This is a genomic window from Achromobacter sp. 1L-A-4-B-C2 (assembly GCF_057291955.1).
In genome coordinates, this window is record NZ_JBXAWP010000001.1 from 1,256,996 (window position 1) to 1,272,094 (window position 15,099).

General features: G+C 54.6%; 17 protein-coding genes. All 17 read right to left on the minus strand.

The window, feature by feature from the left end; translation table 11 throughout:
• Positions 1 to 1,002 (minus strand): hypothetical protein, encoded by a 1,002-nt coding sequence (locus tag AC0Z35_RS05800; protein WP_485131135.1) that lies wholly within the window; start codon positions 1,000 to 1,002, stop codon positions 1 to 3.
• Positions 1,003 to 1,119: 117 nt separating this feature from the next.
• Positions 1,120 to 1,347 (minus strand): hypothetical protein, encoded by a 228-nt coding sequence (locus AC0Z35_RS05805; RefSeq protein ID WP_485131134.1) that lies wholly within the window; start codon positions 1,345 to 1,347, stop codon positions 1,120 to 1,122.
• 293 nt (positions 1,348 to 1,640) lie between these two features.
• Complete coding sequence (locus tag AC0Z35_RS05810) at positions 1,641 to 2,231, minus strand: hypothetical protein (protein ID WP_485131133.1); 591 nt, start codon at positions 2,229 to 2,231, stop codon at positions 1,641 to 1,643.
• On the minus strand, positions 2,228 to 4,411 hold the full coding sequence (locus AC0Z35_RS05815) for a hypothetical protein (protein WP_485131132.1): 2,184 nt from the start codon (positions 4,409 to 4,411) through the stop codon (positions 2,228 to 2,230). Before AC0Z35_RS05815 ends, AC0Z35_RS05810 begins: the two co-directional genes overlap by 4 nt.
• 6 nt (positions 4,412 to 4,417) lie before the next feature.
• Complete coding sequence (locus AC0Z35_RS05820; RefSeq protein ID WP_485131640.1) at positions 4,418 to 5,065, minus strand: hemagglutinin repeat-containing protein; 648 nt, start codon at positions 5,063 to 5,065, stop codon at positions 4,418 to 4,420.
• A 9-nt stretch (positions 5,066 to 5,074) separates the two neighbouring features.
• Positions 5,075 to 5,437 (minus strand): IS3 family transposase, encoded by a 363-nt coding sequence (locus AC0Z35_RS05825; RefSeq protein WP_485131131.1) that lies wholly within the window; start codon positions 5,435 to 5,437, stop codon positions 5,075 to 5,077.
• 49 nt (positions 5,438 to 5,486) lie between these two features.
• The gene (locus tag AC0Z35_RS05830) at positions 5,487 to 5,819 is read right to left on the minus strand and encodes a transposase (protein ID WP_485131130.1); all 333 of its coding nucleotides are present in this window, start codon (positions 5,817 to 5,819) and stop codon (positions 5,487 to 5,489) included.
• A 119-nt stretch (positions 5,820 to 5,938) separates the two neighbouring features.
• Positions 5,939 to 6,247: a DUF6984 family protein gene (locus AC0Z35_RS05835; protein ID WP_485131129.1), complete on the minus strand. Its 309-nt coding sequence runs from the start codon at positions 6,245 to 6,247 to the stop codon at positions 5,939 to 5,941.
• Positions 6,244 to 7,410 (minus strand): hypothetical protein, encoded by a 1,167-nt coding sequence (locus AC0Z35_RS05840; RefSeq protein WP_485131128.1) that lies wholly within the window; start codon positions 7,408 to 7,410, stop codon positions 6,244 to 6,246. The genes AC0Z35_RS05835 and AC0Z35_RS05840 overlap by 4 nt, the downstream gene beginning before the upstream one ends.
• Complete coding sequence (locus tag AC0Z35_RS05845; protein WP_485131639.1) at positions 7,407 to 8,576, minus strand: hemagglutinin repeat-containing protein; 1,170 nt, start codon at positions 8,574 to 8,576, stop codon at positions 7,407 to 7,409. The genes AC0Z35_RS05840 and AC0Z35_RS05845 overlap by 4 nt, the downstream gene beginning before the upstream one ends.
• Before the next feature lie 721 nt (positions 8,577 to 9,297).
• Entirely contained in the window at positions 9,298 to 9,549 is a 252-nt protein-coding gene (locus AC0Z35_RS05850) for a DUF7660 family protein (RefSeq protein WP_485131127.1), read from the minus strand.
• 7 nt (positions 9,550 to 9,556) lie between these two features.
• Positions 9,557 to 9,904: a hypothetical protein gene (locus AC0Z35_RS05855; protein WP_485131126.1), complete on the minus strand. Its 348-nt coding sequence runs from the start codon at positions 9,902 to 9,904 to the stop codon at positions 9,557 to 9,559.
• Positions 9,882 to 10,925: a pre-toxin TG domain-containing protein gene (locus AC0Z35_RS05860; protein WP_485131125.1), complete on the minus strand. Its 1,044-nt coding sequence runs from the start codon at positions 10,923 to 10,925 to the stop codon at positions 9,882 to 9,884. The genes AC0Z35_RS05855 and AC0Z35_RS05860 overlap by 23 nt, the downstream gene beginning before the upstream one ends.
• A gap of 640 nt (positions 10,926 to 11,565) precedes the next feature.
• The gene (locus tag AC0Z35_RS05865) at positions 11,566 to 12,024 is read right to left on the minus strand and encodes a hypothetical protein (protein WP_319302129.1); all 459 of its coding nucleotides are present in this window, start codon (positions 12,022 to 12,024) and stop codon (positions 11,566 to 11,568) included.
• Positions 12,025 to 12,032: 8 nt separating this feature from the next.
• Positions 12,033 to 13,529: a hypothetical protein gene (locus tag AC0Z35_RS05870; RefSeq protein WP_319302128.1), complete on the minus strand. Its 1,497-nt coding sequence runs from the start codon at positions 13,527 to 13,529 to the stop codon at positions 12,033 to 12,035.
• A 411-nt stretch (positions 13,530 to 13,940) separates the two neighbouring features.
• Positions 13,941 to 14,099 (minus strand): hypothetical protein, encoded by a 159-nt coding sequence (locus AC0Z35_RS05875; RefSeq protein WP_185975333.1) that lies wholly within the window; start codon positions 14,097 to 14,099, stop codon positions 13,941 to 13,943.
• 669 nt (positions 14,100 to 14,768) lie between these two features.
• Positions 14,769 to 15,098: an Imm45 family immunity protein gene (gene imm45 / locus AC0Z35_RS05880; protein WP_185975332.1), complete on the minus strand. Its 330-nt coding sequence runs from the start codon at positions 15,096 to 15,098 to the stop codon at positions 14,769 to 14,771.
• Position 15,099: the final 1 nt, after the last annotated feature.

The following is a 15,099-nucleotide window of genomic DNA, read 5'->3' on the forward strand; positions in this document are numbered from 1 at the left end:
TTATCCATGTGAATCAAACGGCGCCCTTTGCGGTGAAATTCTATTCGTATAGCCCAGTTCCTTAGCCCTTTGCTCCACCTCCTTACTTCTGCTAAAGATCGGATCGACGATAATAGGACCATTGTTTGGAGTGCTGATCGTAGCTCCGTTGTCAACGTCCCCCTCCCCGCTGCCCGGTACTGCAATGGACCCAGCCGGCTCACCCGGCCAAGCCGGGATCTCCGAACCAAATGTCTCCTTCTCGGAAGGCAGCGGCGGCAGCGTATCCACGCGCACCACCTCTCCAGGCTTACCCGGCAGCGCCGTCTCGCGCCCCACTGCGCTGTCCACGAATTCCGACACCCAGTTTCCTACCGCATCGGACGCGGCGGCAATGCCCACCAGCGCAGCCGTTCCCACATAAATAGCGCCGTCCTTCATCTGCACGACAACGTAGGCGGTCTTGTCCGACACATACATGACCGCCCGCTGGCAGCTCGGCGTCGTCGCGCACTTACCCGCCGCCGCGCCAACTGCAGGAATTGCGAGCTGTGCCCAGTTCTGCGACGTCTCCAACGCCGCCGCAGTACCGGCCGTTGCCGCATCCGCTTCCGCAACGCTCGCTATGCCTGCCACCAGACTTGTGACCAGATTGCGCCGCGCTTCGATTTGCTCGGGGGTTAGGCCCTCGGGCAAGCCCATCAGGCTGTTGAGGATGCTGCCCGCACTCGCGCCCAAGGCGCCCGAAGCGCAAGCTGCGCCTTGGCCTGCGGCGCCTGCGCACCCCACGATGCCGTGCAATGCCGCGCGCGCAGCCTCCGACTGCGGATCCCTACCTAGGCTATCGGCGATCTGCTTCACCTGGGCTGCCCCAAGGCCTTGAAGGTAGTTCACCGCGGCCGACTGCACGAATGCGCCGGTCGATCCCGTGACGTTTGCGCCGGCCGCGCGCGACAACGCTAACAAGACCAAGCCATACTTGCCGCCTGCACTCCAGTCCTGAGTGCGCTGCAGCTCGTCCATGAGCGCGCTCATGCTCGATGCGTCAGTGGCACGGCCTGTCGTGATCGCGTCGGATAGCGCCTTCTCTGCCGCCTGCTTCTCCTTCGCCCGATTCGTCAAAAACTGACCAACCTGCCGCTAAGCTTCCGACGCAATCTCAAACCCCGCCTCGATCTTCTCCTTGTCAAAGATCGGCTTCAGCGCATTCAACGTATCGGTCGTGTCCCGGTTCAACGACGCTATCGTCTCCGCTGCCGTCTTGCCGGTCAGCGCCAACTGCCCCGCCTCGTCACGAATGACGATCGTGCCGCCGCTGATGCCGCTTTGCGTAGTCGAACTACTGTTGCCCACGCTGCAATGACCCACCAGCACTCCTATTTTCTCAGTGCCAGTGGCTATTCCTTTCTCGGCTGCGCTGGACAAGGATTTTTCAGCGACCTGCTTTTCTTTGCGCGATTCACCAAAGACTCCACAAAGACATATGTTTACGTCGAGCGCGCTCGTAAGCTCCCCATCGAGGAGACAATGGCTGCTAAGAAGTCGGAGAAATAGTTAACCGGGGCATAAACTGCGCATCATTTATACCCAGCGTAACGAGGAGATACTCACTAATCTGCGACGGCCTTTTCTTTCCGCTTAATTTAATTACTTCTATTTAATTACCTACATTTCCAATAATCTCTTCCACCGAAAATCCAATATCTTTCCGAATCGGGAATCAGCGCTAAAAAATCCCCGTACTGCGCAAACCACTCCACACCAGCAGATTTCTCGTGGAATCTATTTTTTTCAAGATGCATGTACATTTTTCGATCAAAATTTATATAAAACAAGGGCAACCTGGATGCCATTATTTGTGCGCGCCTACTCTCACTATCAGCTAAGCCCCCACCTGTGACCAGACTGCTTTCCACCTTATCCAAAATACTGACAGGATCGTGAGTGCCTCGAAACATAAAACCCATCAAATCTGATTTTGAATAAACATGACCGATCCGTGGACCCAAGTATTCAAGAAAATTATCCGATGTTAAATTTAGAATCCCCCCTCTAAATGCACGGCATGCCGCCTCATATTGCGATTCCGAAATTATTTTTTTTTCCAGATAAGCTCGATAGTCGATTTCAGCATTAAGAGAGAAATTATCTTTGACATCGATCAACCAGCGAATTTTCCCCATATGCACAATAAAACCTATGCAAAGCTCCCCTGACCACAAACGATCTGCCGTTTCATTGTTCAAAATCACTTTCCAAATTCCTTTAAAAAATCACTTTGAGAATAAACTCTCGCATTGCTAGAGTGTTTTTCCAGAAGCAGCTCCCACATTTTCGGCAATTCCAGCGACGTCCCTGGCGTTGTAGGATCTACGATTTTTGGTGCATTAGGATCTCGCGAAATCCCCGGGATAGGCTTCTGCGGGATTGCCCGCTCTATTATCTTCTTATGGAGACCAGCATCCACCTCAAATACGATGACAGTTCCATCAGGGTGCTTTTTATTTAGATAATACACGGCATGATCCGCTCCCCCGACACTCACACACAGCTGACCAGAGCATCCAGGCTTAATACTGATAGTTCCATCTGCATTTACCGTTATTCTATTTTGACTTGTAGCACTTCCCGCTCCGCCACCCTCCACTCGAAAATAGATTTCCGACTTTGGCTTCGACCCGTCGCTCAACAGCCTAGGCCCGCCAGAATCATATTTTCCGGTTATGGGATTCTGCCGCGCCAGCACGGTCTTCCCGTCCGCAGCCAACACCTCAGCATTGCGCACCGTCCAGGAAGCGCCATCCGCATAGGCTATTTTCGCCGCTGCCATCTCCAGCGAACCCCCGGCAGCTCGCGTCGCGCTCATTCGGACCGCATCGAAAACCGAACCTCGAATCACACCACCAACTCCACTGGTAGCGAGATCGAATATCATCAGCGCAGCATCGACCTTTGGCGTCAGTTCCCTTTGCGTCTTGTACTGTGCAAGAAGGCTATCCAGTTCCTTGATCGAGGTTTTCAGTTGCAATGCGCAAGCCGGTACTTGGCCGCATGCTGAATTTCCACCAAGCATTGCTTCCAGTTCTGCTCGTGTTGCTTCCAACGACTCAGGGCCGAACACGCTCTTCATTTGATCCAGCGCTTGCTGCGTACCCTCCGCGTTTGCGGCTTTCATTCGCTGGATGAGGTCCTCGTACTCCTCCGGTTGTAGCTGGTCGCTCAGCGCAAAACGATTGATCAGATTCTCGTGAAGCTTCGGATCGAGCGAGTTATTGTCCACCTCGGCAATCGCAGCGCTTGTAATCGTGGCAATTCCGTCCGCGCCTGCCACTGCTGCTGCACCGGCAATAAGCGAAGCCACCAAGTTGCGTCGCGCCTCACGCTCTTCATTCGAACTCCCCTGAGTGTTATCAAGCAGAGCATTGATGAGCACAGCCGCAGCGCCACCTGTAGCGCCGGCCGCGCAGCTTTGGCCACTTGCCGCGGCGGCAGAGCAACCGACTATGCCCTGCAAGGCAGCATGTTCCGCAGAGCCATCGCGGATGATGCCGCTACTGACCCACTTGCCAACCTCGGCAGCACCCAACTGCTGAACGTAGCTCACGAGCGCCCGTTGGGCGATATCCGCGGCTGCCCCGGTCACATTGCTGCCGGTTGCGATCATGACGGCATTCGCAATCCGACGATAGGTTCCGCCCGGGAGCCAAAGTTTGGCATCCTTGTACTGGCTCTCGAGTTCAGCGTATCTCGTCGGATCGTTTTCAGACTTCATCGCTTTCTCAAGCGCATCAGCCTCCTTCGCCCGATTCGTCAAAAACTGCCCCACTTGCCGCTGGGCCTCTGACGCAATCTCAAACCCCGCCTCGATCTTCTCCTTGTCAAAGATCGGCTTCAGCGCATTCAACGTATCGGACGTATCCCGGTTCAACGCCGCGATCGTCTCCGCCGCCGTCTTGCCGGTCAGGGCAAGTTGGCCAGCCCCATCACGAATGGCTACGCTGCCGCCGCTGATAGCGCTGTATGTAGTCGAGTTGGCATTCCCAGAAGCCGCGACAACCACGGGCAGACCGGCGGAAGCTCCGTTGCTGCTTGTCGGCAGGCTCGTACCTGGCACTTTGTCCGCGCCGCCAGCCGCCTGGCCTTTCGAGTTCGTCCCGACATCGCCCTTCTTCGCGTCTCCTTCCCCGCTGCCGCCCCAGCTATATCCGCCGCTCAATGCGACCTGATCTGCCTTGTAGCGCGCCGTGTTCTGCAAGTCTTTGACGACAAGCGTGCCGGTGGACAGTTGATTCAGGCCGTCTGCCACAGCCTGTTCACTGCTCGATATGACGCCACCAGTTAACGTGGTGTTCTGGCCAACGTTGACCAGAAAACCGCCGTCAGCCGCCTTCATCCCCGCCTGCTGTGTGGCGGATTGGAAATTGCTGTCCATCCGGCCTTACGAGACGTTGCCGGAGACGGAGCTTTTGCAGTAGCCGTAGATGCAGATACTTGCTTGGACGCCAGCACTTTGCTGCTTGGAAACGTAGGTGCTGGTATCTTGCAGAGTCTCAATTTGAAGATTCTTGCCGACCGAGGCGATGATCTGATCGGCGCTTGCTATCGCGCCGATCAGCGAGGTATCCCCGCCCGATTGCAATGCCAGCACGTTGCCAGCACTGACATCGGTATACGTCCAATTAGCGTCTTTGCCGTCTGCGCGCCCTCGGCCCCCACCGGCACTAAGGTTCAGCATCACGCCTATACCGTCTTCGCTGTTCGCTGAGGCCCCAATGCCGACGCTACCGTTGTAGCTCTTGTTTCTCGTGTGCTGCTCAAAGGTGTTCTGCGCAGCTTGCAGCAGAATGTCGCCGTCTGCCTTGATGATGGCGTTGTCCCCTGCTGACAGGCGTGAACCTGTGACGGTGACGTCGGACGCTCCGCCTTGAGCGCCTCGATCGCTGTGATGCATCAGTCCCGGTTGCGGCTTGCGCCTGGTCATGGCCATCAACAATGCCTGGATAACCAGACTTCGGTCTCGCTTGTCGGGCATGCTCCAACCGACTACTGAGCGCGAGTAAAGATCCAGCAGTACCGCGAGATACAGCCAACCTGTTCACGTCGATACCACCGTGATATCGCCTACCCAGACTTTGTTGGGGCAATGCACCGTGAACCGTCGTTCCAGGCGGTTCGGTGCCGGCCCGAGTAGCGAGTGTTTCTTCAGTCTGCGGAACCGTTGCTTACGCAGTGCCTCGATGCCCGCCGGGCGGCGCAAGCGTGCAACGCGATGCTTGCCACAAGCCACACCACTGGCATTGAGCGCGCGCCAAGTCTTCTCGGTACCGTACGCTTGCCGATAAGCCCTATGCGTTTGCTCGATCGCCGCCAGTAACTTAACGTCTCTTGCTGTCTTGCACACGGCGCGCGACGTCGCCACTCGTAATAACCACTGCGGCTGACCTGCAACGCCCGGCATAGCCGAGCGACCCGGAACTGCTGCTGATGAGCCTGCACAAAGGCGTACCTCACGGCAGTTCCCGCGCAAAGTACGCTGCCGCTGTTTTTAGGATGTCGCGCTCTTCAGTGACCTCGGCAGGCTGACGCTTGAGGCGTTGGATCTCGGTCTGCTCGTCGGAACGCGTTTTGCCTTTGCCGGGAAACGAAACGTCTGGCCCGTGCATTGCCAGCTCTTTCTTCCATCGGTAGATAATCGAGCGCTTCACGCCAAGCATCAGTGCCAACTGCGTACCGCTGATCTTGCCTTCCTCCAACTGCCGCACTGCCTCGATTTTGAATTCTCGGCTGTGGTACTGGAGCTTGGCATCGCTCGGCTTAGCTTCGGGTTTGGATTTATCCATAAGACACCTCCTTCAAGTATTGTCTACTTCTTCGGGTGTCCGGAAAACCCGGGCGAGCTCAGTCTGACACCTTATTTTCCAGTCCTTCCCAACAGCGAACATGACCGTGACAGATCGAACTAGGGAAAACTCTTCAGTTTAGAAAAATCGGTTTTCCAAACATCTAACTCGTACAAATCTCCAAAATTGTCCAAACTAAGGACAACCATAACCCAAACTCCATCTTCATCTTTGAACTCCCCACGCGCAATTTCTTTTCCCAGAATACGTCCTGGACGGGGAGAAAGAAACAATAAACTCCCCATTCCTCCATCTTCGATGCTCTCCACCATCACATCATCCAGCCTCAGCACTAGGAGCCTGCCGACTCCAGAAGACATGATCATTTTTTCTATATACGCACGCTCGTTAAGATTTAATCTTCTCATCTGAGGATCCTTGGCGGAGTAATGCGCCCCACATTAATTTTTCCATCCGGAAATTTAAAGGCACTATATTCAAGCCTAGTTCCGTTTATGATCACAAATCCAGTATGCGGACCGTCCTTAAGATCGACTCCAACCTTCGACAAATCCTTTTGAATAGCACGGCCCACGACTTCCCGCTCAAATCCCGCCGCCTCAACGTGCCTAAACTTATGATTTGTTTGATTTTCAACTCTTCCAAACTGGATCTTTTTCCCAGTGGTTTGGTCGATCAGCCTATATCCTGCAATAGACCCGGAGGTTTCTTCACTTTCCTTTGAGCTACCCGGCCCGCCTTTACCCCCCGTCTTCCCCGGCCGCGCCCCACCGCCACCGTCACTATCTAGCGCCGATAACCTTTTAACCGCCGCAAACACCACCGGTGACGACATCATCGCCTCGAGGACGAACCGATCTGCCTCGCTCGTGTAGTCTGGCGTCCCCGACTGAAAACGAACCAACGCGTCTTTCAGCGTCAAACGATCATAGAGACCCTTATTGCGCGCATCCAGCAAATCCATGCCCGCTATCAGCGGATCCTTCAATCTGCCGATAGCCGTTGCCAGCCCCGCCGTATAGGCGTCCCGCTCGGCGAGCCTGTTTTGAATGCAGATCCCAACTCCCCCGCAGGCGGGAAGATCTCGCTCATCAATAACCCGAATCCAGCCTTCAAAGTGGCCCGCAGCGGTCTGGCATGACCGTTCTCCCACGCAGTCCGCCAAGGCCTTAACCTTCTCGTCGAACCTCGCCGAGCGAACCTGTGTGTGATCCCGAAGCGTATTGTTTTCCGCTTCGAGACGAGCAGCATTCGCAATCGTCGCCGCTTGTTCCGGCGATAGCGCGCCCGCAATGCCCGCGATGATCGAAACCAACTGGTTGGCGCGTTGGTCCTTTTCCTCGGCACCGAGCATCTCCGAGTCCTTGCCCGAGATCTTTTGCAGGAGGCTGTTGACCACGATGCTGGCCGAGGCACCTACCGCGCCGGCTCCGCAGTTCGCACCCTGAGCAGCGGCGCCCGAGCAGGCAAGCACTGCATGCAGCGCGATATGCCCGCGGGAACCTTCCCCGCCCACACTGCCCGAAAGATCCTTGATCTTCGACGCGCCCAGACCTTGCAGATAGTTCACGGCTGCCGATTGAACAAACTGAGTCGCTCCCCGGTGACGTTGCCACCCGCAGCCGCGCCTATTGCCGTAGCGATCAAACGATACTGGCCATTGGGCGCCCATTTAGCGGCTTCGGCATGTTGCGCAGCAAGCTGCCTTTTGCGCGGACCCTCAGGCTCAGCATCCATCTCCTTCTTCAGCGCATCAGCCTCCTGCGCCCGATTCGTCAAAAACTGCCCCACCTGCCGCTGAGCTTCCGACGCAATCTCAAACCCCGCCTCGATCTTCTCCTTGTCAAAGATCGGCTTCAGCGCATTCAACGTATTCGTCGTATCCCGGTTCAGCGCGGCGATCATTTCTGTTGCCGTCATCCCGGTAAGGTCTTGCTGCGCGGCCTCATTTCGGATCACGATCGTGCCGCCGCTGATCGCGCTCTTCGTAGTCGAGCTGCTGTTGCCGCTTGCCGCCACAACCACCGGCGTACCCATCCCAAAGCCGCTGCTGCCAGTCGAGACCGACGTGCCGTGATCCTTCGTTGCTCCGCCAGCCACCTGACCGCCCTTGGTCGTGCCCAGGCCCGAGTCGCTCGCCTTGGCGTCGCCACCAAATCCGAAACCTCCCCCAATCGACACCTGGCTGCCGCTGTACTTGGCGGTGTTCTTGATGTCTTCCGTAACCAGCGTGCCCGTGGTCAGCTTGTTCAAGCCATCGGCCACCGCCTGGTCGCTGCTGGCGATGACGCTGCCTACCAACTTGGTGTTGTTCTCGACATCGATCTGGTAGCCGCCGTCACCCGCCCACAAACCCGTCTGTTCCGTGACGGACTTGAAGTCGCTGTGCATCTTGCCGGTGCTGGCGTTGGCCGAGACGTTGCTCGAACCTACGCAATACGGCGGGACACAAAGGCTCACGCCAAAGCCCGCGCTTTTGTTCTTGGAGTCGTACTTGCCGCTGCCCTGCAAGCTCTCCAGCAGCAGGTTGCCGCCCGCCGACGCGATGATCTGATCAGCGCGGCCCGCCGCGCCCTTTAGCGTGGTGTCGCCGCCAGACTGCATCGCCAGCACATTACCCGCCGTGATATTGCTGTTGGTCCAGCTTTCGTCGCGGCCGTTGGCCTTTCCGCGTCCGACCGAGGCGCCCAGTTCAAGGGTGAAGCCATTCTGCGAGCCACCGGTGGAGTAGCCGATGCTGGCGCTACGAGACTCACTCCGTCTCTTCGAGCCGTACCCTTAATATTTTTGCGCGCTATCGTAAAGCCTGATACGTTCATCAGAGATGTCAAGGCGGTCAAAATCTCTGACGAAATTTTCTACCCCCCTCTCTGACAATATTTCCACAATGCAGTAGCTGAAATTTCTTGAATAAAAGCCAGTGCATCAAGACGCTCACCGCATTGCGGGTAAGGGACTCCATTCATCTCATCCAACAATTCTGGATAAAGTTGCTCAAGCTCTGCTTTTTGACCCGGCGAGAAAAGAGTTTCATACGCCTACAGCTCATTCCTTCGGTCATCAGGAGATAGTGCAATACCGCCATCGAAGCCGAACCGTTCCTCTATCCAATTTGCTCTTCGACCGCCTTTAGAGATAAACAGTCGATAGATAAGCAATAAATTCTGATTGAACATAGATCCATTTCCTGAAAATAAGGTACCAGACTATGTTTTCCGGCATAACCTCACTGAAATTGCAGTCTGACGCCTTATTTTCTACGGTTAACCCTCGCTCCCATCGACTATCCGCCAACGTCCACTTGACAGAGGTGCTTACGACGCGAATATGAGGTGAGCAGACTTTCACTGGGTCAATACACAACGACCAAGCCGAGCAACGAAAAACGACACTTGCAGTAAGCGGATGAAACAACACAAACCCTGAGCCAGGGTTCAGTAAAGCCTATACAGAACAACTATTCATAAACTTTCGATGCACATAATATCTTCGCAAAAGTTCGCCAGCTAGGGCTAACAACGTCACTATCTCCAGAGTTTTTTGCATACATATCTATAGACCTAATCCAGATTTCCATTGCAGCTAAAAAACTCTCTAAGCTAGGATTTTCCCAGTCATCGGGATTAAGCACCAACCCTTCTCTAAACTCCCCAATAAAATCCGCAAGATCCTCTTTTGTGTGTATATCCCTAACTCGATCAAATTTCATATGCCCCTCACTTACAAACGCCTCGAATACAAATAATCGCACCGTTATTGGGCGTAGTCATTTTCCATCCTTCCTTCGCAACCTCTGCAGGGGTAGCTGGAACAATTTTTATTGGCACACCCGCTTCCGACGCAGCAAGCAAACGTCTATTATCCAAACTGTAGACCATTCCGTCTTTCTCAAATACTCGGATAGGAAGCAAGTCATCTGCAGAGATTTTCCCTGACTTCAACCCGTCAATTGTCGACTGAAGAGTTTGGTCATCTTTGAATGTATTCGACACACTGTCCTGCGTGAACCGAATATCTTTCGGGTTAGCATAACCAGTCAAGTTATCTGGCAAAACAGAGGGCAAGTTTTGACCCGTGGCGCCAATTCCTTTCGCCCCAACTATCTCGGCCTTCCCCCCCCACCTTCCCAACATCAAGCGCCTTTTCCGCCATCGCGAACGCATGAACCGATTGGCCACCCTTTTTCAGCATCCCGCCGACCACCGGCACCAATCCGATCGCGGCGAAGTATCGGTTTGCATCGTCGCCTGTCGCAGTTTTGCCCGTCAAAAGCTCGTACAGCGCACTCGCATTGGACACCCCCGGCGCCAGATCTAACACCGATTGCGCGAGCATGTCCGTCTTTTCTTTGCTCAGCTTTGGGTAGTGGCCTAGTGTCAGCGCAACGTCGTACGCTGCCGCCATCTTGTCTGCCCGAGCGAACTCCGCAGACAAACATGCATCGTCACCGCCGCAAGAAGCAATCGCCGAAGTGGTGATATCCGCCTTCATCCGCGCAACCTTGTCGCGGTTCTGATACTGGCTGTTGTGCTCCGCCTCGATGCGCGCCGCGATTTCCGCCGGCACTGCCGCACTCGGATCAATCGACGCAGCAATCCCTGCGACGATGCTGCTGATCAGGTTGACTCGCGCTTGCGCCTCTTCAGGTGACAAATCCTTGGCGTTGGCTCCATCCATGCTCTCCAGCAGCTTGCTCAGCACAACCCCAGAAAACGCGCCCGCACCGCCGGCACCACACGATGCGCCTTGCGCAGCAGCCCCCGCGCAACCCAATACCGCATGCAGCGCTGCGTGCCCGACGGAACCCTCGCCGCCCAGCGCACCACTCAACTCCTTGATCTTCGCTGCGCCCAGGGTCTGCAGGTAATTGACGGCTGCAGCTTGGATGAACTGGCTGCTGCTCCCGGTCACGTTGCCGCTGACCGCGCCCAAAATGATCGTGGCCCATTGGCTAGACGTCCCTTGACTGCCCCATTTGCTTTCCAGGTCAGCATATTCTTGGGCGGCTTTAGCTCGGTCAGCGTACGAAAGCGACTTATCTTCCGAACGCTCCCTAGCGCCTTGAATTTCCTTGCCCCGATTCACCAAAAACTGCCCCACCTGCCGGCCAGCTTCCCCCACGATCTCGCGAAATAAGGTGTCAGACTACGTTTTTCGGCAGGACCGCCCTGAAATTGCAGTCTGACACCTTATTTACACCTTATTTTCGACGAGCCATCGATCAGTGATTGCCTGGACCTGCTCAAGGTTGCCGAACAGATGTGCATTGGCTTTAAATTTCGATTTAACAATCTTAAAAATCGCAATATCCAACCTATCAATCTTTCACATAATATCTGGTTAGATAGAAACCCAAAATTTGCTAACAGCACTTCATCAAAAAACTCCAGCCCTCCACAGCGTAACCATCCGTCCGCTAACTCGCCTAACACATGATATGAATAGTCTATGCCTTGTCGAGTTATCGAGGGTTCTTGATTGGAAGAAATCTCTCGAACGATATATTCATCAAAGACCATGGGTAGCAATGCTGCTTTATAAGCCCCCCGACTTCCAGAGGAAATGGTAGGTAGCTCGCGAAACACGTCAACCCATGACCAGTGACGACAACTGAGACCTCCTCCTCAATATCTGGACACATCGAGTCGACAATAGCGGAATAAATCATGGGACTGGCCTTGTAATTTATCAATTGCGTACCACACAGCTACGGGGCCTAGATGTTCTAGCGCTCCTGCGCCTTTTGCACCATCAAACCCTTAAGTGAGTCTGGTGTGCAGCCTAGCTCCCTCTCCATAAATCGCAGCACCTCTACGGGGTTTCTCTCAGCAATTCCCACATAATGGTTATAATCATTAACTAGCAACGGATACCCCATTACATGGCTAATCTTAAATGCATTAAAAAGAACTTTGTAGTCTGATCGTGACTGTGTGATGCAAAGTTCCCAATCTGGTGAAACCCTAGCATCAACCAAGTGAAATAAGCTGCTCGGAACCCAGAAAGGTGGTTGTTCTGGAGCTCGCACCAAAAAATCCACCCTATCAAAAATAAACAGCAAGGCATACACCACGTAACTCTCCCCAACACTCAAAGGAGAATAATTAGTTTGATCCACCTCGCCTAAATAGCGCTCGGCCGAGGGGATAGCGCTACCCAGATTTGATTTGCAAATAGCAAGCATATATTCACTCACTTAAACTTGAAGTCATCAATTGCTCCAGTAATGGAGTTTCTTACATAGTGAATTTCGATTCCATTAATATTTTGCGCTGATTTCACCCAGCCATCAGTTGCCGGCCATCGGGAATCAGTCATCGGAACCGGCAGTGGACGACCAGCAGCGGGATTTGAAATAGCCTGTTCCATTGCAAGCTTTTCGTTCAAATTAGCAGGCGTAGATCTACCAGTCGAACCCAAACCGAGAGGCTTGTTCGCCGAAGGTGGTATTTCGACGCCTTTTGCACCCTTTATCGATCCAGCCACCGCACTCGCAGCCGCCACTAGCCTTGCAGCCGTTTCTGTACTCACACCATATCTTTTTTGCAGATCGGCGGCGATTTCAGTGTGAAGAGCCAAACTGACTGCTTCCGCATGCTGCAGAAAGTATATGGCAACATCATTCTTGAGGGCCGCAGGAAGATTCGTGCCAGTTAACTTATCTAGCTCCTCACGATACTCCGTCACTTGCTCGACAAATTCACCATAGAGTTCCCGGCAACGGTTCGGGTCTGCCGCACACACGGCGATCATGGTTTCTTGGTTGTCGATGCTGAGTTTCCGGTACCTATCCTGGACTTCGTCGCAATTGCCAAGTGCTTCGCAAGTGGATGCTTCTGCTGCGAATCGCTTCAACTCAGACAAGGTGAGGGCGTTATTGGTCAGCTCCGTGACAGCCGCGATGGTGCTAGTGGTGGCATCCACCGAAATTATTTCGGACATGCCGGCCACAACACTGGCGACCAAATTGCCTCGCGCTTCACGCTCCTCTGCGGATAGGTCATCCCCCGCGGCCATTCCTATCAGCTTGGCAAGGACAGAACTCGCTGCAGCGCCCAAAGCACCGGCCGAGCAATTGCCGCCGCTCGCCGCCGCACCAGCGCACCCCACAACTCCATGCAGAAGAGCGCGCGCCGCTTCCGAATCAGCTCCATCACCCAAGGAATCGGCGAGCTTCTTAACTTGAGATGCCCCTAGGCCCTGTAGATAATTCACTGCGGCCGCCTGGACGAAGCCACCAGCACTGCCTGTCACATTACCGGCCGCAGCCGCTGAAATCGCGCTCACGATGCGGCGGTAAGAACCCGAAGGACCCCACTCACTATCCAGCTTCTCCGCAGCGGCAGCGGCCTGGGCGCGCTCAGCCTGGGACAATGTCTCATCCTTGGCTCGCGCATTTAGAGCCTCGATCTCCCGCGCCCGATTCACCAAAAACTGCCCCACCTGCCGGCCAGCTTCCCCCACGATCTCGAACCCGGCCCGAATCTCCTTCTCGTTAAAAATCGGATCCAGGCTGTTCAACGTACCCGTGGTGTCGCGGTTCAGTCCGGCGATCACCTCGGCCGCCGTTCGTCCTGTCTGCGCCTTCTGCCCCGCTTCGTCGCGAATGACGACCGTTCCGCCGCTGATACCGCTGAGCGTGGTGGAGCTGGACTGGCCGCTGGCGCCCATGACGACGGGCACGCCCATGCTGATACCGTGCGCGCTGGCCAACTTCGAGTTCGGCGTCGCCTTGCTTCCGCCTGCGACCTTCCCTTGCCGTCGGTGCCGATATTGCTCTGGTCCTTGTCGCCGTCCTTCCCGCCGCTTTTGTCGGCATCCTTGCCGCCGCCAAAGCTCACGCCTCCGCCCAGCTGAATGGACTTCGTAGCTGGCGCGGTTTTCGACGTCGCGGCTGGTCAGGTGGACGCTCTTGCCAGTGATTAGCGAGGACGTCTGCCCGGTACCCGAGGACCCCTCATTGGACTTCACCGACTCGCTGCCGTTGGGGACCAACTTGACTCCGCTGGAGTTTGGACCGCCATCGATTGCCCGTCCGATGTCGCCCAGGCTCATGCCACCCAACTCGAAGCTGGTGCTCTTGCTCGACTCCTCGCTGGTCTAGGTCTGACAGTTGTCGGAGCCGACGACGGAGATATTGCGCTGGCTGTCCAGCACGACACCGCCCTGGGCGCGCAGGCTGGATCCGGAAATCAGGACGTCGCCATCCCGTGCAAGGCCCGAGGCAGCGCGCGAGCTGTTGCCGGTGGCACCGATCACGATATCGCCCACGGCACCAAGTAAAAAGCCATTGCTGACCTGGCTAGACGAATCGAACGAGCCGACCTTTCTGCACCATTTAAATCACCGCTACTTTAATGACTTAACCGCCTGACTCAATAGAGACATTAGCTCTTCAAGTTCAAAACTCCACTTCCCGCCTTCGGCAGGCGGGTATATTTCTATTTCCACGGGTCTATCAGGCTCGTGGGATACTTCAGCTAGCTGGTCAGTTCCCAACCATATTTCGAACACCGGATTTTCTCGATCTGGAGGGCTGCTAATCAAAGAGGATAAATGACTCATGGTTTCGATGGCCCCAACAGGCGGATAACTTTTCCGTTGGCATCGTAAGCACCCCTGTCAAGTAGAAATTGGCTAATAGAAGATCAGAGAGAGGGTTAACCGAGGCATTCCCCCGCACCTCCGTAACGCTCCGCCCAGCGGAATCTGATTAGACGCTAGTCCAAACCGATTTGCGCCGTCACACCCCATTTTTCCGCTTCGTTATACCGACTTTTGATATCCCCTTTAAGCCCTGGGTCCGTCATTAAAAGTTTCTTTTGCGCCTATTAAAACGTGCAAAATTACTCACCGCCCGTGCAATCTCGCGTCGTGGATAGCGAGAAAATTACAAGACCGACAAACAACCAACCAAACTTTTAAAAATCAAAAAAGGCATGCAGATCTGTATCCATCGATCAGATAAACGCTAGATACATCACAATCGGGATAAATCCAAGCATTCCAGTTTGAAACTAGCCATATTCGATCAACCCCTCTTCCTAATGCGGAGCTTTCCGCAGGCAAATGGACCAGGACTAGCCCGGCCTTATAGCCAGAGGTAACAATCAATCCATATGGCCTATCTCGATCCTTAGTTTCAAAGACCATAAAGTCCACGAAATCTTCATACGGATATTTTGCTGGCAGACTAAGTATATTACCCCGCCACAAAGAATCTTCTGTAGATTCTACGAGCTTCACTTTTTCGATCATA